Source organism: Buttiauxella brennerae ATCC 51605, assembly GCF_001654925.1.
Classification (GTDB): domain Bacteria; phylum Pseudomonadota; class Gammaproteobacteria; order Enterobacterales; family Enterobacteriaceae; genus Buttiauxella; species Buttiauxella brennerae.
The window spans coordinates 83813-109051 of the sequence record NZ_LXER01000032.1 but is presented as its reverse complement, the minus strand read 5'-3'; the positions used below and the strand labels follow the sequence as shown (position 1 = coordinate 109051).

General features: G+C 49.9%; 22 protein-coding genes. 12 read left to right on the top strand and 10 right to left on the bottom strand.

Annotation, left to right across the window (positions count from 1 at the left end):
- The first annotated feature begins 207 nt into the window (after nucleotides 1–207).
- The 9 genes from rhaB to rhaM all read left to right on the top strand — a co-directional run bounded on the left by rhaB (nucleotide 208) and on the right by rhaM (nucleotide 10156).
- Nucleotides 208–1680, top strand: a complete 1473-nt coding sequence (gene rhaB / locus M975_RS17735) for a rhamnulokinase (protein ID WP_064561217.1) — start codon at nucleotides 208–210, stop codon at nucleotides 1678–1680.
- The gene (gene rhaA / locus M975_RS17730; RefSeq protein WP_064561216.1) at nucleotides 1677–2936 is read left to right on the top strand and encodes an L-rhamnose isomerase; all 1260 of its coding nucleotides are present in this window, start codon (nucleotides 1677–1679) and stop codon (nucleotides 2934–2936) included. The genes rhaB and rhaA overlap by 4 nt, the downstream gene beginning before the upstream one ends.
- 69 nt (nucleotides 2937–3005) lie before the next feature.
- A complete protein-coding gene (gene rhaD / locus M975_RS17725; RefSeq protein WP_064561215.1) occupies nucleotides 3006–3830 on the top strand; it encodes a rhamnulose-1-phosphate aldolase in 825 nt (274 codons plus the stop codon).
- A gap of 83 nt (nucleotides 3831–3913) precedes the next feature.
- The gene (rhaS, locus tag M975_RS17720) at nucleotides 3914–4906 is read left to right on the top strand and encodes a rhamnose ABC transporter substrate-binding protein (RefSeq protein ID WP_064561214.1); all 993 of its coding nucleotides are present in this window, start codon (nucleotides 3914–3916) and stop codon (nucleotides 4904–4906) included.
- 166 nt (nucleotides 4907–5072) lie between these two features.
- Nucleotides 5073–6584 carry a sugar ABC transporter ATP-binding protein gene (locus M975_RS17715; RefSeq protein ID WP_064561213.1) on the top strand — a complete coding sequence of 504 codons (1512 nt, stop codon included), beginning with the start codon at nucleotides 5073–5075 and terminating at the stop codon, nucleotides 6582–6584.
- Nucleotides 6584–7603 carry an ABC transporter permease gene (locus M975_RS17710; RefSeq protein WP_064561212.1) on the top strand — a complete coding sequence of 340 codons (1020 nt, stop codon included), beginning with the start codon at nucleotides 6584–6586 and terminating at the stop codon, nucleotides 7601–7603. Before M975_RS17715 ends, M975_RS17710 begins: the two co-directional genes overlap by 1 nt.
- The gene (locus M975_RS17705) at nucleotides 7600–8604 is read left to right on the top strand and encodes an ABC transporter permease (protein ID WP_064561211.1); all 1005 of its coding nucleotides are present in this window, start codon (nucleotides 7600–7602) and stop codon (nucleotides 8602–8604) included. The genes M975_RS17710 and M975_RS17705 overlap by 4 nt, the downstream gene beginning before the upstream one ends.
- 92 nt (nucleotides 8605–8696) lie before the next feature.
- Nucleotides 8697–9845, top strand: coding sequence for a lactaldehyde reductase (gene fucO, locus M975_RS17700; RefSeq protein WP_064561210.1), 1149 nt, complete (start codon nucleotides 8697–8699; stop codon nucleotides 9843–9845).
- Nucleotides 9842–10156 (top strand): L-rhamnose mutarotase, encoded by a 315-nt coding sequence (gene rhaM, locus M975_RS17695; RefSeq protein WP_064561209.1) that lies wholly within the window; start codon nucleotides 9842–9844, stop codon nucleotides 10154–10156. Before fucO ends, rhaM begins: the two co-directional genes overlap by 4 nt.
- 81 nt (nucleotides 10157–10237) lie before the next feature.
- Here rhaM and M975_RS17690 read toward each other — a convergent pair whose 3' ends face one another.
- The 7 genes from M975_RS17690 to M975_RS17660 form a co-directional block, all read right to left on the bottom strand.
- Nucleotides 10238–11005: a M48 family metallopeptidase gene (locus M975_RS17690; RefSeq protein ID WP_064561208.1), complete on the bottom strand. Its 768-nt coding sequence runs from the start codon at nucleotides 11003–11005 to the stop codon at nucleotides 10238–10240.
- Nucleotides 11006–11014: 9 nt separating this feature from the next.
- On the bottom strand, nucleotides 11015–14296 hold the full coding sequence (locus tag M975_RS17685; protein WP_064561207.1) for a type I restriction endonuclease subunit R: 3282 nt from the start codon (nucleotides 14294–14296) through the stop codon (nucleotides 11015–11017).
- A gap of 1 nt (nucleotide 14297) precedes the next feature.
- Nucleotides 14298–15344: a virulence RhuM family protein gene (locus M975_RS17680; RefSeq protein ID WP_064561206.1), complete on the bottom strand. Its 1047-nt coding sequence runs from the start codon at nucleotides 15342–15344 to the stop codon at nucleotides 14298–14300.
- Between the two features lie 39 nt (nucleotides 15345–15383).
- A complete protein-coding gene (locus M975_RS23140) occupies nucleotides 15384–16604 on the bottom strand; it encodes a restriction endonuclease subunit S (RefSeq protein ID WP_064561205.1) in 1221 nt (406 codons plus the stop codon).
- Nucleotides 16597–18117, bottom strand: a complete 1521-nt coding sequence (locus M975_RS17670) for a type I restriction-modification system subunit M (protein WP_064561204.1) — start codon at nucleotides 18115–18117, stop codon at nucleotides 16597–16599. Before M975_RS17670 ends, M975_RS23140 begins: the two co-directional genes overlap by 8 nt.
- Nucleotides 18118–18222: 105 nt before the next feature.
- On the bottom strand, nucleotides 18223–18672 hold the full coding sequence (locus M975_RS17665; RefSeq protein WP_064561203.1) for a hypothetical protein: 450 nt from the start codon (nucleotides 18670–18672) through the stop codon (nucleotides 18223–18225).
- A gap of 323 nt (nucleotides 18673–18995) precedes the next feature.
- A complete protein-coding gene (locus M975_RS17660) occupies nucleotides 18996–19961 on the bottom strand; it encodes a chemotaxis protein (RefSeq protein WP_064561202.1) in 966 nt (321 codons plus the stop codon).
- A 163-nt stretch (nucleotides 19962–20124) separates the two neighbouring features.
- On the opposite strand from M975_RS17660, the gene M975_RS17655 reads away from it, so the two are divergent.
- The 3 genes from M975_RS17655 (at nucleotide 20125) to M975_RS17645 (ending at nucleotide 23857) form a co-directional block, all read left to right on the top strand.
- Complete coding sequence (locus M975_RS17655) at nucleotides 20125–21171, top strand: LacI family DNA-binding transcriptional regulator (RefSeq protein ID WP_064561201.1); 1047 nt, start codon at nucleotides 20125–20127, stop codon at nucleotides 21169–21171.
- Between the two features lie 161 nt (nucleotides 21172–21332).
- The gene (locus M975_RS17650) at nucleotides 21333–22403 is read left to right on the top strand and encodes an SIS domain-containing protein (RefSeq protein WP_064561200.1); all 1071 of its coding nucleotides are present in this window, start codon (nucleotides 21333–21335) and stop codon (nucleotides 22401–22403) included.
- Nucleotides 22404–22495: 92 nt separating this feature from the next.
- Complete coding sequence (locus M975_RS17645; RefSeq protein ID WP_064561199.1) at nucleotides 22496–23857, top strand: PTS transporter subunit EIIC; 1362 nt, start codon at nucleotides 22496–22498, stop codon at nucleotides 23855–23857.
- Nucleotides 23858–23918: 61 nt separating this feature from the next.
- On the opposite strand, the gene M975_RS17640 is transcribed toward M975_RS17645, so the two are convergent.
- Genes M975_RS17640 through M975_RS17630 form a run of 3 tightly spaced genes read right to left on the bottom strand, consistent with a single transcriptional unit; the run spans nucleotide 23919 to nucleotide 25189 of the window.
- Nucleotides 23919–24476, bottom strand: a complete 558-nt coding sequence (locus tag M975_RS17640) for a P-loop nucleotide/nucleoside kinase family protein (RefSeq protein ID WP_064561198.1) — start codon at nucleotides 24474–24476, stop codon at nucleotides 23919–23921.
- A complete protein-coding gene (locus M975_RS17635) occupies nucleotides 24473–24910 on the bottom strand; it encodes a PTS sugar transporter subunit IIA (protein ID WP_064561197.1) in 438 nt (145 codons plus the stop codon). The genes M975_RS17640 and M975_RS17635 overlap by 4 nt, the downstream gene beginning before the upstream one ends.
- 9 nt (nucleotides 24911–24919) lie before the next feature.
- Entirely contained in the window at nucleotides 24920–25189 is a 270-nt protein-coding gene (locus tag M975_RS17630) for a hypothetical protein (protein ID WP_064561196.1), read from the bottom strand.
- Nucleotides 25190–25239: the final 50 nt, after the last annotated feature.

Here is a 25239-nt window from a genome sequence, read left to right as displayed (position 1 = left end):
GTTTTTTAAGAACGGACGGGAATTATCAGGAAATGCGGCAAGCATCACAAGCCGATGAATAAAGGGTGTAAACATAAATCTGTGACATGACTCACGTTCATCTTTGCTTCTTTGCCAGCGGCGGATTAGCGCTGTCAGTAACGAGAAGGTGACCGATGGCGTTACTTTTTAGAGTGGAGTCAATTCATTTAGCAAGGACCCCCAAAAATGACTCTACGCCATAGCGTTGCGGTAGACCTGGGCGCTTCAAGCGGCCGTGTCATGCTGGCACGCTTTGAACGTGATACCCGCAGCATTTGCCTGCGAGAAATCCATCGTTTCACCAACTGCTTAAAACAGATCGACGGTTCCACGGTCTGGGATGTGGACGCGCTGGAGTTGGAAATCCGCACGGGTCTGCAAAAAGCCTGCGATGAAGGTATCGCCATCGACAGCATTGGCATTGATACCTGGGGCGTGGATTACGTGCTGATTGACCGCGACGGTAACCGTGTCGGCCAACCAGTTTCCTATCGCGATAACCGCACCGACGGTGTGATGGACGAGGCTTTAAGCCAGTTAGGCCGTGAAGAAATTTATCGCCGTACTGGCATTCAGTTCTTACCTTTCAATACGCTTTATCAGTTTCGGGCCCTGGCGCAGCAACAGCCCGAACTGCTCGATAAAGTCGAACACGCTTTGCTGATTCCGGATTATTTCTGCTTCCGCCTGACTGGCGCGCTGAACTGGGAATATACCAACGCCACCACCACCCAACTGGTGAACATCAACAGCGACAACTGGGATGAAACTCTGCTCGAGTGGGCGGGTGTACCGCAGAAATGGTTCGGCACACCAACGCATCCGGGCAATGTTATCGGCCAGTGGATTTGCCGCGAAGGTAACAAGATTCCGGTGGTTTCCGTTGCCACGCATGACACCGCCAGCGCGGTGATTGGTGCACCGCTGAAAGACAAAGATGCCGCTTACCTTTCTTCTGGCACCTGGTCGCTGATGGGCTTTGAGAGCAAAACACCTTATGCCAACAGCGCGGCATTAGCCGCCAACATCACCAACGAAGGCGGTGCGGAAGGGCGCTACCGGGTGCTGAAAAACATTATGGGGTTGTGGCTGTTGCAGCGCGTGACCCGCGAGTTGGGGATCACCGATCTGGCGGATCTTATTGATCGCACCAAACAAACACCGGCCTGCCGTTTTGTGATCAACCCAAACGACGATCGTTTTATTAACCCTGAAAGCATGAGCCGCGAAATTCAGGCTGCGTGTCGCGAAAGCAACCAGCCGGTGCCGTTCACCGATAACGAACTTGCACGCTGCATATTCGACAGCCTGGCGCTGCTGTATGCCAAAACCCTGGCGGAGCTGGCATCCGTTCGTGGTCGTGCGTTTAGCTGCCTGAATATTGTGGGCGGTGGTAGCCAGAACGCCTTACTTAACCAGCTTTGTGCTGACGCCTGCGGTATTCCGGTATTTGCCGGGCCGATTGAGGCTTCAACGCTTGGCAATATTGGCTGCCAGTTAATGGCGCTGGATGAAATTACTGATGTTGACGACTTCCGCAAAATTGTCGCCGCCAGCTATGAACTGAAATCTTTTATTCCCCAATCCGATAGCGAAATTGCCCGGTATATCGCGCAGTTTCCGCTGAGCACTCAAAAACGTAAGGAGTTTTGCGCATGACCACATCTCTTGAACAAGCCTGGGAACTGGCAAAACAGCGCTTTGCTGCTGTCGGTGTTGATGTTGAAGCCGCACTGCAACAGCTAGACCGCCTGCCGGTTTCTATGCATTGCTGGCAAGGTGATGATGTCGCGGGATTCGAAAACCCGGAAGGCGCACTCAGTGGTGGGATTCAGGCAACAGGCAACTATCCGGGCAAAGCCCGCAATGCAGCTGAATTACGCACTGACCTGGAACGCGCATTAAGCCTGATCCCTGGCCCAAAACGCCTGAATCTGCACGCGATTTATCTGGAGTCCGAGCAGGCGGTTGCACGCGATAAAATCAAACCCGAACACTTTAAAAACTGGGTTGAATGGGCGAAGGCCAACAAGCTGGGGCTGGACTTTAACCCGTCTTGCTTCTCGCACCCGTTAAGTGCCGACGGTTTTACTCTTTCGCATGCTGACGATGAAGTTCGCCAGTTCTGGATTGACCACGTAAAAGCCAGTCGCAAAGTGTCCGCCTACTTCGGCGAACAACTAGGCACGCCATCGGTCATGAATATCTGGATCCCGGATGGCATGAAAGACATCACCGTTGACCGCCTGGCTCCGCGCCAGCGTTTAGTGGCGGCACTGGATGAAGCGATGAGCGAAAAGCTCAACCCGGCACACCATATCGACGCGGTAGAAAGCAAATTGTTTGGTATCGGTGCGGAAAGCTACACCGTTGGCTCCAACGAATTCTATTTCGGTTATGCGACCAGCCGCCAGACCGCGCTGTGCCTGGACGCAGGCCACTTCCACCCGACCGAAGTTATCTCCGACAAAATCTCCAGCGCGATGTTGTATGTGCCACGCCTGCTGCTGCACGTGAGCCGCCCGGTACGCTGGGACAGCGATCATGTGGTGCTGCTGGATGATGAAACTCAAGCGATCGCCAGCGAGATTATTCGCCACGATCTGTTCGATCGCGTTCACATCGGTCTGGATTTCTTCGATGCTTCCATTAACCGCATCGCCGCGTGGGTTATCGGTACCCGCAACATGAAGAAAGCGTTGCTGCGTGCCTTGCTGGAGCCAACCGAAACCCTGCGCCAGCTTGAGCTGGAAGGCGACTACACCGCACGTCTGGCGTTGCTCGAAGAGCAGAAATCGCTGCCGTGGGCGGCGGTCTGGGAAATGTATTGCCAGCGTAACGACACACCGGTTGATGCCCAGTGGCTGAAAACAGTGCGGACTTATGAAAAAGACGTGTTGAGCCAACGCGGTTAACCACCCTCATCCCGGCCTTCTTCTAAGAGGGAGAAGGAGAAAAATGAACACAACAGGAACCACAAGACTATGCAGAACATCCTTAACGCCTGGTTTGTAGAAGGCATGATCAAAGCAACAAGCGATGCCTGGCTGAAAGGCTGGGACGAACGTAACGGCGGCAACATCACCATGCGTCTGGATGAGGCTGATATCACGCCATTCCAGGCTGATTTCCACGCCGCACCGCGTTACATCGCATTAAGCCAGCCGATGCCTGAACTGGCGAATACGCCGTTCATCGTCACCGGTTCCGGTAAGTTTTTCCGCAACGTGCAACTCGACCCGGCGGCAAATATTGGTGTGGTGAAAGTGGACAATCGCGGTACGGGCTACCACATTTTGTGGGGGCTGGAAAACGAAGCGGTACCGACATCTGAACTGGCGTCGCATTTCCAGTCACACAGCGTGCGTATCAAAACCACGGGCGGGAAAGATCGCGTCATTATGCATTGCCACGCCACCAACCTGATTGCCCTGACCTATGTGCTGGAAAACAACACGGATGTGATTACCCGTAAATTGTGGGAAGGCAGCACCGAGTGTCTGGTGGTGTTCCCGGACGGCGTGGGCATTCTACCGTGGATGGTGCCGGGCACCGACGAAATTGGCACCGCGACCGCTGGCGAAATGACAAAACATTCGCTGGTGTTGTGGCCGTTCCACGGGGTATTCGGTAGCGGCCCAACGCTTGATGACGCGTTCGGTCTTATTGATACCGCTGAGAAGTCGGCTGAAGTGCTGGTAAAAGTTATTTCGATGGGTGGCATGAAACAAACCATCTCTCGTGATGAGCTTATCGCGCTTGGCAAACGTTTTGGTGTCACCCCGTTAGCCAGTGCTTTAGAACTGTAAGTCGTAAACATAGGGTGGATTAATCCACCCTATGAAAAAAAATAAAAAAACCTGCAAACCCTACATACATCGGAGTACAAGCAATGAAAACTAAAGCAATATTAGGTTGTACGCTCACCGTTGTCGCACTCGCTCTGTCCACCTCTGCCCTTGCTGAAGTGAAAATCGCGCTGGTGGCGAAATCACTGGGTAATGGTTTCTTTGAAGCAGCAAACGTCGGGGCGCAGGAAGCCGCCAAAGAGTTGGGTGATGTCAAAGTCATTTATACCGGTCCAACCACGACGACTGCTGAAGCACAAATTGAAGTTCTCAACGGCTTGATCGCTCAAGGTGTTGATGCCATTGCTATTTCTGCCAATGACCCAGACGCACTGGTTCCGGTGCTGAAAAAGGCCATGCAGCGCGGAATTAAAGTGGTTTCGTGGGATTCTGGTGTCGCAAAAGAGGGTCGCCAGATTCACCTTAATCCTTCCAATAACGCATTGATTGGCGAAACTAACGTCAAACTTGCCGCCGATGCGCTGAAAGCGATGAACGTGGAAAAAGGCGATGTTGCTATTCTCAGCGCCACGCCAACCTCAACTAACCAGAATATCTGGATTGAAGAGATGAAAAAGGTGCTGCCTAAGTACCCATCGGTCAATCTGGTAACGGTCGCTTATGGCGATGATCTTTCTGATAAAAGCTACCGTGAAACCGTGGGCTTGCTGAAATCCTACCCTGATTTAAAAGTCATTGTTTCACCGTCATCCGTCGGGATTGTTGCTGCGGCACAAGCGGTGAAAGACCAGGGGAAAATCGGCAAAGTTTATGTGACGGGCCTCGGCCTGCCGTCTGAAATGGCGGGTGCGGTGAAATCCGGCGCGTCGAAAAGTTTTGCTATCTGGAACCCTATCGATCTCGGCTATGCCGCAACCTATCTGGCTGATGATTTAGTCAAAGGTACAGCGACGAAAGATGAAGCCAGTATGGGCAAGCTCGGCAAAGTGAAACTGGATGCAGACGGCAGCGGTGCAATGGCTGAGCCGTTTGTTTATGACGCCAGCAACATCGATAAATTCTCCAAAATTTTCTGATTTAGGTTTTAGAAGCCACCCTCACCCTAACCCTCTCCCTGAGGGAGAGGGGACGGATCGAGGTTTTCTCTCTCTCCTGAGGGAGAGGGGACGGATCGAGATTTTCTCCCTCTCCTGGGGGAGAGGGTCGGGGTGAGGGCACCCAGAATCAACGGAGAACTTAACCATGGCACTCACGACACCGCTGCTATCCCTCAAGGGGATAACCAAAGTCTTCCCCGGCGTTCGCGCCCTTGAAAATGTTCATCTCGACTTGTGGCCGGGAAAAGTCACAGCGCTTATCGGTGAAAACGGTGCAGGTAAATCCACGCTGGTTAAAGTCATGACCGGGATTTATCAGCCTGAAGAGGGCGAACTGCTTTATAAAGCGATTCCGATAACGTTGCCTAACCCTGAGTCGGCGCACAAAGTCGGTATCACGGCTATCCACCAGGAAACGGTGCTGTTCGACGAACTGACCGTCACCGAGAACATTTTTGTCGGCCATTATCTGTATCGCGGCATTTTCAAAAAGCTCGACTGGCCCGCTATGCACCAGAAAGCGCAGGAAATTCTCACGCGCCTTGAAGTACAAATTGACCCGCGCGCCACGCTCAAAACGCTCAGCATTGCTCAACGCCACATGGTGGCAATTGCGCGTGCACTATCGTTTGAAGCGCAAGTGGTGATCCTAGATGAGCCGACCGCCGCTCTGTCGCAGCACGAAATCGTCGAGTTCTATCAAATCGTTGAACGGCTGAAAGGCGAGGGTAAAGCGATTCTTTTTATCTCGCATAAATTCGATGAGATTTTTGCCATTGCCGACCACTACACCATTCTGCGCGATGGGGTGTATATCAGCTCCGGGAAAATCAACGAGATAACCGAAGAACGCATGGTCACCATGATGGTCGGGCGCGAAATTACTCACGCCTTCCCGAAAGTGAACTGCGAACCCGGTGACGTGGTGTTAGAGGTGAAAGATCTCTGCCATCCAACCGAGTTTGCCCATATCAACTTCACGCTTCGCAAAGGTGAAATTCTGGGGTTCTACGGCCTGGTCGGTGCCGGGCGTACCGAACTGATGCAGGCGCTTTCAGGGGTTTCGCGTCCGTCTCAAGGTGAGATTGTGTTAAACGGCCAGCCGCTGAAATTCCGCCAGCCTGCCGATGCCATCAAAGCCGGAATTGTCTGCGTGCCGGAAGAGCGCCAGAAGCAGGGCGCAATCATTGAACTACCTATCTACCAAAATATTAGCTTGCCGCAACTCAGCCGCCTTAATCCACGCGGTGTGCTAAACGATGCCCGTGAATGGGCGCTGGCTGATGAATACGCTAAGCGCTTGCAGGTCAAAGCCTTCAGCTGGAAACAGCCGGTTGAAACACTTTCCGGCGGTAACCAGCAAAAAGTGGTGATCGGCAAATGGCTGGCGACTCAGCCGGAAGTCATCATTCTCGATGAACCGACCAAGGGCATCGACATCGGCTCGAAAGCCGCAGTGCACCAGTTTATGTCCGAGCTGGTTGGCCATGGGCTGGCAGTGATTATGGTGTCGTCCGAACTCCCGGAAGTGATGGGCATGGCCGACCGCATTATCGTGATGCATGAAGGGTTGATGGTGGCGGAATATCGGGCGGGTGAAGCCACGGCAGAAATGATTGTCAGCGCAGCCAGCGGGTCCCATGAGGAGGCGGCATAATGTGGCAATCTCTACTGAAACACCGTGAATTTCTGCTGGCGGGCGTCATCTTATTGATGGTGCTGGGCATTGGCAGCCGCGTGCCGTCGTTCCTGGCCCCTGGCAACCTGGTGGAGATGTTTAACGACACCTCGATTCTTATCATTCTCGCGCTCGGCCAGATGATGGTGCTGCTGACCAAAGGCATTGATTTGTCGATGGCGGCGAACCTCGCGCTTACTGGCATGATTGTCGCGCTATTAAACTTTCACTACCCACAAATCCCCGTCTGGGCACTGCTTTCACTGGCAACGGTGCTGGGCCTGGTGATGGGCGTGATCAACGGTTTGTTGGTCTGGAAGCTGGGCATTCCGGCGATTGTCGTCACGCTCGGCACCATGAGTATTTATCGCGGCATTATCTTCCTGCTGTCAAACGGTGGCTGGATTAACGCCCACCAGATGAGCAACGATTTCCTTGCGCTGCCGCGTGCGGTGGTTTTGGGCATGCCGTTATTGAGCTGGTGTGCGGTCGCAGCCCTTTTGTTGGTTGGGTATTTCTTGCGTTACAGCCGCACCGGGCGGGCGATGTACACCGCAGGCGGCAACGCGACGGCGGCGTATTACACCGGTATTAATGCCGGGAAAATGCAGTTCATTAGCTTTAGCCTTTCGGGTGCGCTGGCGGGGTTCTGCGGCTATTTGTGGATTTCGCGTTTTGCTGTGGCGTATGTCGATGTGGCGAACGGTTTTGAACTGCAAATCGTCGCTGCCTGCGTGATTGGTGGAATTAGCACCATGGGCGGTATCGGGCGTGTGCTCGGTTGCCTGCTTGGGGCGTTATTCCTTGGCGTTATCAACAATGCGCTGCCGGTGATTGGCGTTTCGCCGTTCTGGCAAATGGCGATTTCAGGCCTGGTGATTGTGATTGCGGTGTTGCTTAACGAACGCGGCAATAAACGCAAAGGACGGCTGATTCTGCGTGATGCAGCGCTTTCCCAACACTCTCCTGGTGGCAAAGAACAGGCGGTGAAACCATGAACAAAACGCTGATTTCTGAATCTGTACCACCGCAAGACGCCACGGTGCCACGGTGGAGCCGCTTACTGTGCTGGGAGTCGTTCTTACTGGCGGTGACGCTGGCAGTATTTGTGGCTAACGCGTTGGCATCGCCGTATTTCCTCAACATCTGGAACCTGTCGGACGCCACTTTCAACTTCACTGAAAAAGCGATCATCGTACTGCCGATGGCGATGTTGATTATTGCCCGTGAAATTGACCTGTCTGTGGCGTCCACTATTGCGCTTAGTTCAACGGTGATGGGCTTCTGCGCTCAGGCGGGCGTCGATACGGCAGGGCTTGTGTGTATCGGGCTTGGCGTCGGGCTGTTGTGCGGTTTGTTCAACGGCCTACTGGTTACGCGCTTTAACCTTTCGTCGATTGTTATCACCATCGGCACCATGAGTTTGTACCGCGGCATCACCTACATATTGCTAGGTGACCAGGCACTTAATCATTACCCGGAAAGTTTTGCCTGGTTTGGGCAAGGTTACGTCTGGGGCGCACTGTCGTTTGAATTTGCGCTGTTCATTGTACTGGCGGCGTTGTTCGCTTTCTTACTGCATAAAACCAACTTTGGTCGCCGGACCTACGCCATCGGCAATAACCCGACCGGTGCCTGGTATTCAGGGATTAACGTGAAACGCCACAACCTGATGTTGTTTGTGCTGGTGGGGGTCATGGCAGGGCTGGCGTCGGTGCTGCTGACTTCGCGTCTTGGCAGCACGCGCCCGACCATCGCTATGGGCTGGGAGCTGAGTGTGGTGACGATGGCGGTATTGGGCGGCGTCAATATTTTGGGTGGTTCGGGAAGTATGGCGGGCGTGATTATCGCCGCATTCCTGATGGGGCTGGTGACCTTCGGCCTGAGCCTGCTGAATGTGCCGGGCATTGTGATGTCGATTATTGTCGGCGCGATGCTGATCACCGTGATTTCTCTACCGATTATTACGCGGCGTTTTTTAGGTCGTCGGCGAGTTTGATTTTTTCCCTCCCTGGTTCTCCCCCTCTCCTGGGGGAGAGGGCCGGGGTGAGGGTATGGATTTTTAAAACATCAATATTAAGGAGAATAGTCATGAGCTTTATGTTGGCCTTACCAAAAATCAGTCTTCACGGTGCGGGTGCCATCGGCGATATGGTGAAATTGATTGCTGCGAAACCCTGGGGAAAAGCGTTAATCATCACTGACGGACAACTGGTGAAAATGGGCTTGCTTGAAAGCCTGTTTAGCGCGCTTGACGAACATCAGCTTTCTTATGAACTGTTTGATGAAGTGTTCCCAAACCCGACCGAAGAACTGGTGCAAAAAGGCTTTGTGGCTTATCAGGCGGCGGGTTGCGATTACCTGATTGCCTTCGGTGGCGGCAGCCCGATTGATACCGCCAAAGCGGTGAAGATCCTCACCGCAAACCCAGGCCCATCAACCGCCTATTCAGGTGTGGGTAAAGTGACTAATCCAGGCGTGCCGCTGGTGGCGATTAACACCACCGCCGGGACTGCGGCTGAGATGACCAGCAATGCGGTCATCACCGATTCCGTGCGCCATGTGAAAGAAGTGATTATCGACACCAACCTGATCCCGGATATCGCCGTGGATGACGCAAGCGTAATGCTCGATATCCCGGCAAGTGTCACTGCGGCAACCGGCATGGATGCGCTGACTCACGCCATCGAAGCCTATGTTTCTGTTGCGGCGCACCCGCTGACCGACGCCAACGCGCTGGAGTCTATCCGCCTGATTAGCCAGTGGTTGCCGAAAGCGGTCGACGATGGCAAAAACCTTGAAGCGCGTGAAATGATGGCTTACGGGCAGTACCTGGCGGGCATGGCATTTAACAGCGCCGGTCTTGGCCTGGTGCATGCGTTGGCACATCAACCGGGTGCGACCCACAACCTGCCGCACGGCGTGTGCAACGCGATTTTGCTCCCCGTGATTGAAGCCTTTAACCGCCCGAAAGCCGTTGCACGTTTTGCGAAAGTTGCCGCAGCGATGGGCGTAAATACTCAGGATATGAACGAAGAAGAAGCGAGTTTTGAGGCGATTCTCGCCATTCGCTCGCTTTCAACGCGCGTGGGTATCCCATCAGGCTTTAGCCAGCTCGGCATTAAAACGGCTGATATCGAAGACTGGCTGGATAACGCTCTGGCCGACCCGTGCGCAGGGTGTAATCCACGCGTGGCAACGCGCGAGGAAGTCCGCGAGCTCTATCTGGAGGCGTTATGATCCGCAAAGCCTTTGTGATGCAGGTAAACCCGGATGCGCATGAAGAGTATCAACGCCGACACACCCCAATTTGGCCCGAGCTGGAAGCGGTACTTAAACAGCACGGTGCTCATCACTACGCTATTTATCTTGATGCTCAACGCAACCTACTTTTTGCCACGGTAGAAATTGAGTCCGAAGCCCGCTGGAATGCCGTCGCCCAAACGGAAGTTTGCCAACGCTGGTGGAAGCATATGAGCGAAATCATGCCGAGTAATGCCGACAACAGCCCGGTGAGTGCGGAGCTGAAAGAGGTGTTTTATTTAGAGTAAGTACCAGAGACGCTACGCTGAATTTGTAGAGAGGGAAAGCGTAGCGTCTCCCACCGCAACAAACTAGCGTCCCGCTGGCACTTATGCAGAAAGGAGTCGGTTAGCCATATTATCCAGTTGTACTTTTATCTTCTCCCATCCCGGCATGACCTGATTCATCAGGCGATAAAAGCGCTCGCTGTGGTTGTGTTCTGCAATGTGGCAAAGCTCATGCAAGATCACGTAATCAATACATTCACGCGGTGCCTTAACCAGCTGTGGATTGAGCGTGATCCGTCCAAGTGGCGAACAGCTTCCCCATTGTGTTTGCATCGCCAGAACACGTATTGGTGGCAATGTTTCAACCCATAAAGTCTGTTCCATCATGGCATTCAACCTGCGGGAAAAGACTTCTCTTGCCCGTAGTCGGTACCATTTATCCAGAAGCTGATTGACCACGGCAGAGTCACGCTGGCGCACCACAACCTCTAACTTGCCACGCAGTAGCTTCACTCGGGGGATTTCATCTTCACTTTCAATAACTTTGAGCATATGTTGTTTGCCCAAATAATAATGGCTTTCACCGCTGATATAACGACGAGGGGTAATGTGTTCCAGTTGCTGGCGGAAATCTCGCAGTTGTAACCAAACCCAACGAGCCCGCTTTTTAACCGCTTGTACCACCTCTTCGTCACTGGCTGACAGTGGGGCTGCAACCAGGACACGGCAGTCAGGATGGACTTTAATCAGTACCTGCGATTTTTGGCTACTGCGACCTACTCGTTCGAAACTAATCGGTTCATCGCCATACCAGAATGATAGTGCAGGGCGATTGGCTTCTATCACAGTACGAGGAATTCTGACGCTCATCTTGTCCCCTTAAATACCGCTAAGTCCGACACGGGTAATTTGCACCACCATTTCCACAATGGATTTTGCCTGATCCATCCCACCACCAATTGCTTTGCACTCCTGGAACATCATCGGCAGCAGCTTCTTGCGAATATCAGCCTCAATATTCTGTGGATTAATCGAGTTTTCAGTGACCGACCTTTCTACCAGCCCATCAAGTTTAAAAGCAAGACCCACCCATTTAACCTGCACCTGTTCATCATTGACCGCGAAAACATGCGGTAAAATTTTCATAAACACGCCGTAATACGCCTGCGCATGATGGTTGCCGTGAAAGAGATTGGGGATGGTATCCAGCGTTCGTGCTTTCACGCGATCTTCAAATTCGCTAAACAACAGATACTCTTTCAGCGGATGGTCAAACAAGCTTTCCACTTCTTCTATCGCTTTAAGTAGCAAAGCCGAGAAGGCTTCCTGGGCATACGGGTCGTCACGCAGGTCTTGTTCAATCATTTTGGTCACCCGCGTTTTAATGATGTCAGTTTCGTTGCGAGTTTTATCTTCAGACCACTCTTCTGGCTGCGTGTGTTTGCCCATCTTATTGACTTCATAGATGCCATCCGGCTCGCGTACTTCAACGCCAATAACATGTTTATCGAGCAGTTTTTTTATTTCATCGGCGTATTTATCGTAATCGACCGTTTCGCCAGCATCCTGTTTTGCTGACTGGCGTAAAGCGATAAATTCCCGCAAGGTCACTTTGTAATGCTCGCGGTCTGCCTCACTAAAGGTTTTATCTTCAAAGAACGTGGCAGATTGCAGGGCGACTTTCATACAGGTAGCAAATTCAGAGAGTGCCTGATAAAAGTCTTCCCTTACTTTTAGATTCACATCTACCAGCTCGCCATCACGCATTTCCATTTTAGGCACCAGAACCTGGCGCATTTGCTCGTGGTCATGCGTGTTTTTGACCTCTTTAAAAATCGCCCACAGGTTTTTATACAGCTGTGGCAAACGCTTGTACTCGGTGCTCATTGCCCGGTAAAGCCCGGTAAGATCGTCAATATCGTAGCCGCCCTGGGTTCGCGCAGCGAGGTCCTGATACTTTGCGATAGTCGTATCCAGCTCGGCCAGAATCCCCCGGTAATCAATCAACAAGCCAAAATCCTTATCAGGATGCAAACGGTTGACGCGGGCGATTGCCTGAATCAAATTATGGCCTTTCAAAGGCTTGTCGATATAAAGCACGGTGTTTTTTGGCTCATCAAAACCGGTGAGTAACTTATCCACCACGATAAGCATTTTCAAATCACCTTCGCTTGCAAAACGCTCGACTAACTGGCGGGTATACACTTTCTCATCAGTGGTTCCGACATTCTTTTTCCACCACTGGCTGATCTCAGGCATCGACTCCTCATCGGTGTCGGTATTGCCCTCGCGACTATCCGGCGGGCTCATGACAATGGCAGACTCGAACAGCCCGGCTTCATCGAGATACTTTTTATACTTGATAGCCGATGCTTTGCTGTCGCAGGCCAGTTGCCCTCTGAGATTATCTTTAATGTTTTTGCTGAAGTGAGCGGCGATGTCCTGCGCGATAATCTCAATACGATTATCAGACTGATAAATAAGCCCCTTTTGGGTGAATTTTCTTTTCAGGTCAGTGGTTTGTTCCTGAGAAAGACCTGCGGTAATGCGTTCAAAACCTTTATCAACAGCGCGTGAGTGGGTGTCTAAATCCGGTTTGCGCTCTTCATACAACAGTGGCGTGACCGTGCCATCTTCTACTGCACGCTGCATGGTGTAGGCATGAACAATCGGGCCAAATTTGTTGGTGGTTTTATCGTCTTTCAGTAGCGGCGTACCGGTAAAGGCCACAAATGCTGCATTCGGTAGCGCCTGCTGCATACGAATATTATTCTCCCCGCCCTGGCTGCGGTGGCCTTCGTCGACCAGCACAATAATATCCGCGCTGGTGTTAACGCATTCAGGTAGCCGCGTGGCGGAATTAAATTTGTGGATCAGCGAGAAAATAATACGCTCGGTGCCTTTACTGATTTGTTTAGCCAGACGATGGCCGCTGGTCGCCATCGCTAACTTGTGGTCGTTTTTGCCGGAAAGCTCGCCGCCCGATGCGAAGGTATTACTGATTTGGGTTTCCAGATCGGTTCTGTCCGTCACCACAAAAATCCGGCACTTTTTCAGTTCATCAACCATCAACAATGCGCGACTTAGCATCACCATGGTGAACGATTTTCCCGAACCGGTGGTATGCCAGATAACGCCGCCTTCACGCCCGCCGTCGGAACGTTTCTGGCTGATTCGCTCAATCAAGCGCTTGATGCCAAACACCTGCTGATAACGTGCAACCAGTTTGCCGATTTTTTTATCGAACAGGGTGAAGAGGCGTGTCATTTCCAGCAGGCGTGCAGGCGATAACAGGCTTATCAGTAACTTATCCTGCCCACTTACGGCCAGTTCCCCGCCCGCACGCCAGGCTTTGTACCACTCCAGGTACTCCGCTTTGCGATGGGTAAACAGGGCGTTAACCTGGTGGGAGGAAAGATCTTTGTTTTTCACCGCATACATCTGCGCATGGCTAATATCTTCTTCGCTCCACACCGCCCAGAACTTTTGCGGTGTGCCGCACGTGGCATAACGCCCGTCAATGCCATTTATCGATAGTAGCAACTGGTTGTAGGCAAACAGGCGAGGGATCTCGTCAACTTGCTGGTTACGCAAACTTTGGGAAACCCCTTCGTCGATAGTCGGGCCTTTTTTAGCGTGGCTGTCTGGCCGTTTGGCTTCGATGACCGCCAGCGGAATACCGTTAACAAAGCAGACGATATCAGGGCGACGGTTCCCGACACCCGACGAACGTGCCACGGTAAATTCTTCGGTGAACAGGAAGCTGTTATTGGCTTCGTTGTGCCAGTCAATCAGCGCCACCGTTATGCTGACTTTTTTATTCCCGACAAACTCCGTCACTGAAATACCGTACAGCAGGTGGTTATAGAGTTTTTCGTTTGCGGTTTTCAGCCCTTCGTTTAGCGCCGGGCTGCACACTTGGTTAATCAGGTTATCGATAGATTTTTCTGACAGCGGATACGTTTTACCCGCAAAGCTGAAGCGGCGTTTCGCTAGTTGGCTACGTAGCTCATTGCGCAGCACCACTTCATCGTATTTCCCATTACGCGCCGCCAGCGCTGCGGCTGGCGTGAGAAAAGACCACCCCATGCTGGTGAGCAGCACCAGCGCCGGAAGTTTGGCGCTGTACTCTTCCTTAAATTTAGGCGGGAGTGGGTTCATGTTAGTGGCCTTTTTTCTCTTTGCTGGCGATGGTTCGCAAGACTTCAATATTCATCCGCTCGCCTTCCGCTTCTTTCAGGCGACGGCGACGTTGGGCAAAATCTTCAAAGGTTTGCTGCGCTTTCTCATCCGCCTCTTTTTTGCTGACGGAACCGGAGTGCTGCAGGACTTCGCGGTCATTAAATGCCAGAAACTGATCGAGTTTGGTCTGCCAGTCGCGCAGAAATACTTGTTTGCGCCGTTTTGCCTGGTCTTCAGCAAAGTCCAGCCACATTGAAACAATACGATTCAGCTCGTCAATTTCGCTTTCATTGAGGTAGTTTTTGGCAATCGTGACATCGGTACGGCGCACTTCATCATATTTAAAACTGGTTAATCCCATATTCGGCTGGCTGGCATCCACGCGTTTAGCAATAAGCTCGGCGGCGGTTAAACCGGTGCTGGCGTAATGCAGTTTGTTTTGAATGACGCGAAAGAATTGCGTGGTTTCTTTAGTAGAAGGTCGGTAATCCGCTGCCATGGTGAAAATATCCAGCACCCGCAAATAGACGCGCCTTTCGCTTGAGCGAATATCGCGAATGCGTTCCAGCATGTCGTCGAAATAATCTGGCACCACAGATTTACCGACTGGAGGGTTCTTCAGGCGTTCGTCATCCATGACAAAGCCTTTAATCAGGTATTCTTGCAGGGTTTGCGTGGCCCACTGACGGAACTGCGTGCCGCGCGTTGAGCGCACACGGTAGCCGACCGCGAGGATAACCCCCAGATTGTAATGACGAATTTTGCGCTGGATCTGTCTTGCGCCCTCGGTTTGAACTTGTAAGTAATCCTTACAGGTTGAACTTTGTTCAAGCTCACCTTCGTCATAAACCGCGCGGATATGTTGGGTTATTGCCTGCGGCGTAACCTGATACAAATCAGCCATTGCTGCCTGGGATAACCAAAGCGAATCTGATGCAAAACGGCACTCTAAACGTACCTTGCCATCCGCTGACTGAAACAGAACAAACTCCCCATCCGGGGCAGGCGTTAGAGATGAGTTCGTCATAACAATATCCTTTTTGTAGGGTACGCAGAGTGCGAGGTGTTACACCACCACGCGCCGTTTGCCGGTTAATAACTGCTGCATTAGCGCCTGTTTTTCTTGTTTTAGACCCGCGAGTTTTTTTTGCAGTAGTTGAATCATTTTACAACTAATATTCAATACACTAGATATTTCAACTTGCTCTTTATAATCGGGGCAATAAATAACTAAATTTGCCACATCAGAAGAATTAATTGCAGGATAGTTAGTACCGGCTACAAGTGAATTTATTTGATCCGTTATGTGTTTGCTAAAAACATAATGATAAATATAATCACTGCATACATTTTTATTTGAAGTTAATACTGAAAATCCTGTTGATGCAATAAAACCATCATGTTTTTCTTCAATTTTAGCAAACCCTTGAAGGTTAGGCCTTACTGTTGATAATAAAACATCACCTTTATGTACTACCCGCTTTGCGCGGCTAGGTGCCTCTTCTACTGTATACTTTTTCAGTTTATCAGATATATAGCCATTATTAACATCAGACAAAGAAATATAATCAAACTCAAAGTCTTTATTAAATTTATTGGATAACGTTTTACTGTCAATCTCTAATAATTCAGAGAATCTATATTCCTTGAATGGATCTATTGCCTTAGATAATCGTTTCGTGCCAGTCAACAACTTATCCATCAGCGCTTTTTTCTGCTGCTGGCTATTGCTAATTAACTGTTCTGTAGTCGAAATAGCCTTATCCCAAGTTGAGAGGATTTTGGCGATTTTTTGTTGTTCTGACAAAGGTGGTACTAAAGCAGTTACTCCGCGTAGGCGATCTGGTGAAGTATGTTTAACTTTTGTACCACTAGCTTGTTCATTGATTTGTTTTCTAATTAATGGAAAGTTATACAACCAAAAGAAAAATTCAGCAGAAGCTCTTGATATATCTTTTACTTTCAGTAAACCAAGACGCTGATTATGTAAATATTTATTATTCTCTGGAACAATTGCAGCACTGCCTAGCAGCCCTGCACCTTGTTCTGTCATAGCAAGCAGGACGTCACCTTTATTCAGAATATAACCATCTGGTATGGTTCCAGAATAATACTTTGTCTTCCCTTTTTGGTCTCTAAAACCGCCTTCTTCATAAAAGCTGCCTGGTGTCATTAATACATAATCACCAGTATCAGAGAAAAACTCACTCTTAAAGGCAAATCCGTGCTTAATTTCAATAAAATCTTCTAATGTTGTTCTTACCCACCCCCCAGGCACCTTACTCATAACCCAGCTCCTTCAAATACCCCGCCATCTCCACTTCCAGCGCGTCTAATTCTTCTTCTAACTTGACGCGCTCGGCACGTACCGCCATTAAATCGATTTCCTCTTCTTCCTCAAAAGTATCGACATAGCGTGGGATATTCAGGTTGTAGTCGTTATCGCGGATCTCTTGCAGGCTGGCGAGATAAGCGTATTTCTCAGCGTTATCGCCATCGCGGTAGGTTTTAACGATTTTGGCAATATTCTCAACGCTTAACTGGTTCTGGTTTTTGCCGGATTTAAACTCGCGGCTGGCGTCGATAAACAACACGTTATCGTCGACTTTCTCTTTCTTAAAGATAAGGATCGCCGCCGGAATACCGGTGCCGAAGAACAGTTTTTCCGGCAGGCCAATCACTGCATCGAGCAGGTTTTCTTCAATCAGCTTTTCGCGGATTTTACCTTCCGTGGAGCCACGGAACAGCACGCCGTGCGGCACTACTACGCCCATACGCCCACTCTTAGGTTTCAGCGTTTCAATCATATGCAGAATAAACGCGTAATCGCCTTTGGTTTTTGGCGGCACGCCACGGCTGAAACGGCCAAAATGATCGTGGGCGGCGTCTTCGTGGCCCCATTTATCGAGGCTAAACGGTGGGTTGGCGGTCACGATATCAAACAGCATCAGGTTGGCGTTTTTATCGAGTAATTTCGGGTTGCGAATGGTGTCGCCCCACTCGATTTTATGGTTGTCTTCGCCGTGCAGGAACATGTTCATTTTGGCGAACGACCAGGTGGAACCAATCGCTTCCTGGCCATATAACGCGTAATTCTTACCGCCGTGGTTTTCACGCACTTTGCGGCCACATTTCATCAGCAGCGAAGCAGAACCACACGCCGGGTCGCAAATGGTATCGCCTGGCTGCGGGTCTAACAGCTCAGCCAGCAGGTCGGAAACCTCCGGCGGGGTATAGAACTCACCGGCTTTTTGCCCGCCATTAGAGGCAAAGTTTTTAATCAGATATTCGTAACCGTTGCCGATCACATCAAGCGAACCGACGCGGCTTGGTTTCAGGTTTAGCTCAGGTTTGGCGAAGTCTTCCAGCACCTGGCGCAGAATGGTGTTCTTCTGCTTTTCTTCACCTAATTTGTCGGTGTTAAAAGAGATGTCCTGGAACACACTTTTACCGGAATCTTTTAGCTTGGTGCCGTTAGCTTCTTCAATGGCATGCAGCGCCTGGTCGATGCGCTCGCCGTTGCCCGCCTCGAAGCGGCGCTCGTACAGCGCGTAAAAACTGGCGTCCGGCGGCAGAACGAAACGCTCGTTCTTCATCAGCTCGTTAATCAGTTCTGGTTCGTCGCCATGCTCTTTTTGATAGCTGTCGTAATGGTCTTGCCAGACATCCGAAATGTACTTCAGAAACAGCATGGTAAGAATAAAATCGCGGTAGGTGTCGGCGCTGATGGTGCCACGGAAGGTATCGCACACTGACCATAATGCTTTGTTGATGCTGTCCTGACTGACTTTTTCGTTCATCACTACGTTGTCCTTATGATTGCTCTGCGGCAATGATACAGGATGGGCTTCGTAACGCAGAACCAAAAAGGGAAAACCCGGCTTTTTCGAGCCGGGTTCGCAGATTTACATCGTTATTGCTGTGCGGATGAAACGCGGCGTTCGTAACTCATCGGCAAAATGGCCCGTGAGTTCAAACAACAGTCCGGTCAGCGCTTTTTCTTCCATGGCAGAAAAATTGTGGCTATTGAGGATGTTTGCCAGCGTCAGGCAATAGCGGCAAAGATCTTCCGGTTCAGGTTCAAAAGTGGATACTGCTGCCGGAATATGATCCACGGTGAAACTTTCAACCAGATGTTCTGGAATGGGGTCGTTCAGCGTCGAGTAAAGCAGCTCCAGGCATTCCGCGAGGCGGTAGCAAAGGACGCGTCTTTCCCCCGGTTTTGCGCTTTCAATCAGCGAGTCAGCGAAGCGTTCGCAATAGTCTGCCAGCACGGTGAAATCGGTATTAATATCAAAAGAAAGCGTAAGCGGTGAGTTTTCTGAAGTATGAGTTTGGGTTGGGGTAGTAGCCATAGTGGCAGCCTCCGACAAGTGATTTTTTTAACCACCACCTGAGAGGCTAATCTCTGGGTGGTGGACTGAACAGGGTTAGCCTTACCAGCCTTATCGGACACTGGCGCATCTTTCGATGCCCCCATCCAGCCCACCATAATATTGGGTGTAGCCGAACGCACGACATAAAAAAGACGCTGGCGCGTCGTATGTCGCCGACAAGTTTTTCAGGAGGCTAATCCCGGCACCTGATTTTGCAGGTGCGGCGCAACAATACTGCGATTGATTATCGCCAGCAAGCGGTTTGCGTGCGGAAAGTTAAGCTCTGCGGCATGGCTCGCAAACTAAACCACCACACCTTCCAGCGCCTTATTAATCACCTGTGATAACTCTTTCACATCGAACTTTGCCACATAACCATTCGCGCCCACTTTGCGCACGTGATCTTCGTTGGCGCTGCCGGATAAAGACGAGTGAATCACCACCGGAATGTGTTTTAACGTGATATCTGTTTTGATGTTTCGCGTCAGGGTAAAACCGTCCATTTCCGGCATTTCAATATCGGTTAATACCATACCAATGCGGTCGGTGATCGGCTGGCCTGCGGCTTTGGCTTCTGCGGCAATCACTTTGATTTTCTCCCACGCTTCAAGCCCCGTGGAGTGCATTATCACCGGGATCCCCATCCCTTTCAGCCCTTGCTCCAGCATCTGACGGGCGACTTTCGAGTCTTCGGCAACAATCGCGACAGCACCCGGTTTCAGAGGGTTTGTGTTCCCTTCGATGGCCGCCATATCAACTTTGCGCCCGGAAGGAATAATGTCGTAGAGGATCTGTTCTACATCGAGTACCAGCGCCAGTTCGCCTTTGTATTCATCGTTGTTCAGGGACGCAATACTGGTGATGTTGCGGCTGCTCACGCCCGATTCAGCAGCGTGTACCTGGCTCCAGTCGAGGCGAATAATATTTTCTACCGACTCCACCGCAAAGGCCTGCGTGCTGCGTGCGTACTCGGTTATCAGCAATAAATTCAGGCCGGTTTGTGGCGTGCAGCCCGTAACGGCTGGCAGGTCGATGACCGGAATAAACTGATCGCGAATATTGGCCATGCCCAGCAGGGGCGATTTCATTCCCGCCGCACGGTTGATTTTCGGCATCGGCACAATTTCACGCAGTTTAAAAACGTTGATGCCATATAGCTCGGATTTGCCACCGTGTTGGCCTTCTCCTAAGCGAAACAACAACAGTTCAAATTTATTGGATAACGCCAGGTTAGCCCTTTCATCGATATCTTTTTGAAAACTATCCATTTAAACCTCTGTCCGATAACCTGGCGGGTAGTCGCCCTGGCGCGTGTATAAGTTATCGGCAGATTTTGGGAAAAGTGGAGGGTGTTTGATAAGGAGAAATCCCCCTTTGCTTCACCCGGCGCGTTGCCCTACTATTAACGCCTTGTAGGGACGAGACAAAAAAATGAAAAAGCCGCTAACAATCAAGGATATTGCTGAACTGGCCAATGTATCTATTGCGACAGTTTCCCGTGTTCTGAATAACAACAGCTGGGTGGCGGATAAAACTCGCGCCAGGGTTGAAAAAGTTATTCAGGAGCAGCAATTCAGCCCCAATTTGTTGGCGCGCGGTATGATTTCCAAAAAGACACAGACGCTGGCGATTGTCGTTTCCGATATCAGTAACCCATATTTTGTGATGCTGGTTGCTCAAATCGAAAATGAGAGTTTGCGGGCGGGATATAAAGTCACACTCTACGATACGCAATCAGCTAATAAATCCTCATCGCAGGGTGAAATTATTCCTGAAGAAAATATTTTCAACTCGATTACTGATAGCCAGATTGATGGAGTTATTATTCTTGGTGGGAATATTGATTATTATAATGTGCCAGACTCTTATTTTCATGAGTTGAAGAAACTTTGTGCGGCCATTCCTGTAATTGTGGTTGGGCGGCAATTGGCCGGTGTAGATTATTCTTGTGTAGAGCGCGATCAGTCTGGGTGTGTTGCACTTGCAACTAATTATCTGATAAGTAAGGGCTATAAAAGCATCGGTTTTATTGGTGGCTCGAAAAGTGTTTATATTACCCAGCAACGTATAGATTCGTTTAAAAAAACGCTTCAGCAAGCTAATATAATGGTTGACGATAATCACATTGTATTAAATAACTTCTACTTACAACATGGCTATGAAGCGGTAGATAAGTTGCTCTCGCAAAGTGAAAAATTGCCCGAAGCTATTGTGGCGATTAATGACCATGTGGCAAAAGGTGCAATTCGGGCATTAAAAGACAAAAATATTTCTGTGCCTGACGATATTGCTATTGCCAGCTGTGAGTATTTCCCAGGTAGTGAATATTTCATTCCGCGAATTACCACGGTGAACCATCACAATGAACTCATCGGTAAAACAGTGATGCAAGTTTTAATGACATTGCTGAAAGATACGACTGAATCTGTAGTGCCTGAAAAAATCCAACTGAGTCTGATACCAGGCGAGTCCTGCTAGCTCTCTCGTAGCATTTCACTATTTCTGACTGCTCCAAAACCCCCGTACACGATATTTTTTGATCCCCACCACAATTGCTGAAAAGTGGATTGACAACTCCACTCAAGCTCCTCTAGCCTAAAACCTGAAAACGTTTTCAGGTTTTGATTTCAGGAGGGCCAATGAAGCCGACAATGATGACTTACATTCACGAAGAGCAAGCTACACTTTCAGCAATGCTTTATGGTTATCCACATGATCTGCCAGAGATTAAAGGAAAGGGCACGTGGTTGGTTTTAGCTACTGGTTCAAGTATTAATGCCATCAAAAGCGCGAAATATTATGTTGAAAACCTGGCGAACGTGCGTGTTACCGTAGAGGAGCCGTTCCACTTCCAGCACTACGAAAAAATGGATACCGCGACCGATCTGGTGCTTGGCGTATCGCAAAGCGGCGAAAGCACATCCACCATCAATGCGATAAAACACATTCGCAAAAGTTTCCCGGTGGTGACCTACGGTTTAACCAGCAAACTGTCCAGCGAACTGGCGAAAACCGTCGATCACGCCATCGATATTGAAATTGGTGAAGAGCGCGTGGGTTACGTCACTAAAGGTTATGTGGCGACTATCTTTAAATTCATGTTACTCGGTCTTTATACCGCGCGCTGCAATGGTTTAATCACTGAAACGCAGGAAGCTGAAGAATTAGCGAAATTAACCGTAGCAGTAAAATCTATCCCACAGATTATTGATACAACTGAACTCTTTTTCGAAAAATGGAAAGACGAGCTAACTTCCTCCCCAAGATTTACGGCAATTGGCTATGGCCCGAGCGTGGGTGTGATTAAAGAAATGGAAACCAAGTTTGCGGAAACTATTCGCGTGCCATCACAAGGGGTAGAACTGGAAGCCTTTATGCATGGCCCTTATTTTGAAGTGAACGGTAATCACCGGATGTTTTTCCTCGACACACCTGGAGAAGCGCGCGAGCGCTTATTACTGCTGAAAGCCTATGAGCAAAAATATACCGATTATATTTACACCGTTAAATTAGGCGAAAGCAGCGATGAACGAACGCTCGCCATTAATGCTGAGGTAGATATATTTATCGCCCCGTTACTGATGGTTATTCCTTTCCAGATTCTGGCGCACCATATCGCGGAAGCGAAAGGGAATAATTTGCCACAACGTATTTTCACCGATTTTGGTATTTCCGTTAAGAGTAAAACAAAACCTGGCGATTACGCCTGATTATTCCTTGATGACTAATTTACCCTACAACGTTGCCTGATATGTTTATCGGGCAATAAATACAGCGCAAACCTTGAAACTAAGGAAATACCATGACGACATATAGTCAGCTTGCCCAACAAATAATTAAGCATGTTGGTGAGCCTGGGAATATCGAACATATTACTCATTGCGCAACACGCTTACGTTTTACATTAAAAGATAAAAATAAAGTGAATCCGGAAGCGCTATATGGTCTTCCTGAAGTCGTGAAATTAGTGGATAGCCCGAGTCAGTTCCAGATAGTGATTGGCCCGAAAGTCGATCAGGTATGTTCAGCGATTAAAGAACTGCTCGGTGAACAAACGCCTGCAGCTGAAGAAACAACTGCGCAAGGCTCATGGATAAGCCGCTTGCTGGCGACACTTTCCGCTATTTTCACGCCTTACATCGGTGTGCTGGCGGGCGTCGGTGTCGTAAAAGGGATTGTGGTATTGCTGCAAACAATGAACCTGGTAGATACGCATTCTTACGTGTTCACCGTGTTTAATGCGCTGTCGAGCGGTGTGTTTGTGATGTTGCCGTTGTTTATCGCAGTTACGGCATCTGAACGTTTTAAAACGAATAAATTTACTGCGCTGGCACTGACAGCGGCGATGATTTTCCCTTTAACCGACCCAAGTGTTCCCGGTGCATTCCATATTATGGGACTTGCGCTGAACGTTAAGATTTATGGTGGTGCGGTTATCCCTGCTGTATTTGCCGTGTTGTTCCTGAGCTATGTGGAACGCTGGCTGAAGAAGATAATCCCGGAGCTGGCTGCGTTTGTATTTGTGCCTTGTTTATCGCTCATCATCTGCGGTTTTGTAGTGTTCACCTTGATTGGCCCGATTGCGGATTACGTCGGAGTCGGTATTGCTAACGGATATGCATGGCTCTATAACCTCAGTCCAGTCATTTCTGGCGCGCTCCTTGCCGGTATTGGCCAGCTGTTTGTGGTGTTCGGTGTGCACTGGGGCATCATCCCCCTGGCGCTGATAAATATTCAGGTCAACGGCTACGACACCATTATGGCGATGTTCATGTCTGCGGTAATGGGGCAGTTTGGCGCGGCATTCGGTGCAATCTTTATTGCCCGCAACCTCAAGGACAAACAGATTGCGATTTCTGCCTCAATTTCTGCCTTCTTCGGTATTACTGAACCGGCGCTGTACGGCGTGAATCTGAAATACAGAATGTTATTTGTGTTCGGTTGTATTGGTGCCGCGTTGGGTGGTGGCATTACCGGTTTGCTGGGTGTTAAAACTTACAGCTTCCTGCCGGTGCTCAATGTGTTTGAGTTAGGTCTGTTCAGCGGCCCAGATTCAAAAATGATTTATGAAGTGTTTGCGATAATCGTCGCATTTACTGTCCCTGCGGTTCTGACCATTATTTATGGTAAGACGCGCAAGCTCGTAGCTTCTCCTGCTTCTTGATTTCTTCCTAAGCCCTCTGGAACGCAGAGGGCTTAATCGGCTTACGGAAGCAACATTCGGGTTAGTCTCCAAATTCTTCACTCAGCCATGCAAGGAGACCTGCGGTGTCTATCGACTCTCGGTGGTCCACGGTATAAACCGGCCCCAGCGACATCGGTTCTGCGCTATCCGCAAGTTTCACCAGCTCTGGCAGATATTCTTCCCCCGGATGGCCGGGGCGTCTTACGCCAAGCCGCTGCGCATAACGTTCGGCGGCAAGGGGGCCGGGAATATGGTTCCACACTTCCAACACCCGAGTGACTCCCGCCTGCTCAAGATAACGTTCAAGTGCTTCTTTCGGCTGGAAGCCAAACCATGCATCAATAATAAACACGCATTGCACCGGGCTGTCGGCCACAATCGACCAGATCACTTCATAGGCGGCATTTCCCAGGCGGCGATTAAACGGCCTGTCTATCTCATTGAACTGCGCCATAAAAGGTTCTTTAATACCGTCGATAGTCAGTAGCGGTAACGTAAAATGTTCGGACAACAATCGGGCGATAGTGCTTTTTCCTGAGGCGGGTACGCCGTTCACAAGTACCACCGTTTTTCCCTGTGTTCGCGTGGACTGGCTCATAATATTGCGATCACCTCTTCCTTAACTTTTGCCCGACGCAGTTTTGCCATGACATCGTCATCGCCCAACAAATTCACTATCGCGCGGATGCCTTCTTCGATGTGCCCGTTGCTGTCGCAGGCGGCAAACATAATCACGATGTCGGCCTTTTCGCTGTCGGCAAAGGCGATGGGTTCATCAAGTAACACCATACTGAAGCAGTTTTTTATCACCCCGCATTCGGGGCGGGCATGGGGCATGGCGACGCCCTCTTCAAAAACGTAATACGCGCCATGCTCCAGAGTGTTATTAATCACTGCCTCATGATAGGAAGGCAGGATATAGCCATTATCAACCAGCGGCTGAGCCGCAAGTCTAATCACCTTTTTCCAGTCCGTTTCGCGCACGCCAACTTGTATTGCCTGCGCTTCAATTAATAACTCTTTAATGGCCATGAGTTCTCCCTAAATATTCTTACGAATAATATTTCTCAGCTCATCAATTTTGACAAATAAAGCATCGATATGCTGACGGTGTGTTTTACTCTTCGCAAAAACTTGTAACGTCTGGTTATAGCGCAACATTAATGCTTTTTGTGTTTCGCCATTATTGGGATTTTCGGTTAACGTATTTTCCAGAGCAGTTAATTCAGTTTCAAGTTGTACGGCTTGAATATCATATTGCGCCGTATCCGAATTATCACTGTGGAAAAGTTTTTTTAAAGATCCAAACATAGCTAGCTCCCGCCCGACGGTTGCCACGCAACCAGGGTTACAATGAAGAG

Coding starts and splice junctions, on each gene's coding strand:
- M975_RS17650 (WP_064561200.1), top strand. CDS start 21,333: ATGAAGCCGACAATGATGACTTACATTCACGAAGAGCAAGCTACACTT.
- M975_RS17630 (WP_064561196.1), bottom strand. CDS start 25,189: ATGTTTGGATCTTTAAAAAAACTTTTCCACAGTGATAATTCGGATACG.
- M975_RS17705 (WP_064561211.1), top strand. CDS start 7,600: ATGAACAAAACGCTGATTTCTGAATCTGTACCACCGCAAGACGCCACG.
- rhaD (WP_064561215.1), top strand. CDS start 3,006: ATGCAGAACATCCTTAACGCCTGGTTTGTAGAAGGCATGATCAAAGCA.
- M975_RS17685 (WP_064561207.1), bottom strand. CDS start 14,296: ATGAACCCACTCCCGCCTAAATTTAAGGAAGAGTACAGCGCCAAACTT.
- M975_RS17680 (WP_064561206.1), bottom strand. CDS start 15,344: ATGACGAACTCATCTCTAACGCCTGCCCCGGATGGGGAGTTTGTTCTG.
- M975_RS17640 (WP_064561198.1), bottom strand. CDS start 24,476: ATGAGCCAGTCCACGCGAACACAGGGAAAAACGGTGGTACTTGTGAAC.
- M975_RS17670 (WP_064561204.1), bottom strand. CDS start 18,117: ATGAACGAAAAAGTCAGTCAGGACAGCATCAACAAAGCATTATGGTCA.
- rhaA (WP_064561216.1), top strand. CDS start 1,677: ATGACCACATCTCTTGAACAAGCCTGGGAACTGGCAAAACAGCGCTTT.
- rhaS (WP_064561214.1), top strand. CDS start 3,914: ATGAAAACTAAAGCAATATTAGGTTGTACGCTCACCGTTGTCGCACTC.
- M975_RS17645 (WP_064561199.1), top strand. CDS start 22,496: ATGACGACATATAGTCAGCTTGCCCAACAAATAATTAAGCATGTTGGT.
- M975_RS17715 (WP_064561213.1), top strand. CDS start 5,073: ATGGCACTCACGACACCGCTGCTATCCCTCAAGGGGATAACCAAAGTC.
- rhaM (WP_064561209.1), top strand. CDS start 9,842: ATGATCCGCAAAGCCTTTGTGATGCAGGTAAACCCGGATGCGCATGAA.
- M975_RS23140 (WP_064561205.1), bottom strand. CDS start 16,604: ATGAGTAAGGTGCCTGGGGGGTGGGTAAGAACAACATTAGAAGATTTT.
- M975_RS17660 (WP_064561202.1), bottom strand. CDS start 19,961: ATGGATAGTTTTCAAAAAGATATCGATGAAAGGGCTAACCTGGCGTTA.
- rhaB (WP_064561217.1), top strand. CDS start 208: ATGACTCTACGCCATAGCGTTGCGGTAGACCTGGGCGCTTCAAGCGGC.
- M975_RS17635 (WP_064561197.1), bottom strand. CDS start 24,910: ATGGCCATTAAAGAGTTATTAATTGAAGCGCAGGCAATACAAGTTGGC.
- M975_RS17655 (WP_064561201.1), top strand. CDS start 20,125: ATGAAAAAGCCGCTAACAATCAAGGATATTGCTGAACTGGCCAATGTA.
- M975_RS17710 (WP_064561212.1), top strand. CDS start 6,584: ATGTGGCAATCTCTACTGAAACACCGTGAATTTCTGCTGGCGGGCGTC.
- fucO (WP_064561210.1), top strand. CDS start 8,697: ATGAGCTTTATGTTGGCCTTACCAAAAATCAGTCTTCACGGTGCGGGT.
- M975_RS17665 (WP_064561203.1), bottom strand. CDS start 18,672: ATGGCTACTACCCCAACCCAAACTCATACTTCAGAAAACTCACCGCTT.
- M975_RS17690 (WP_064561208.1), bottom strand. CDS start 11,005: ATGAGCGTCAGAATTCCTCGTACTGTGATAGAAGCCAATCGCCCTGCA.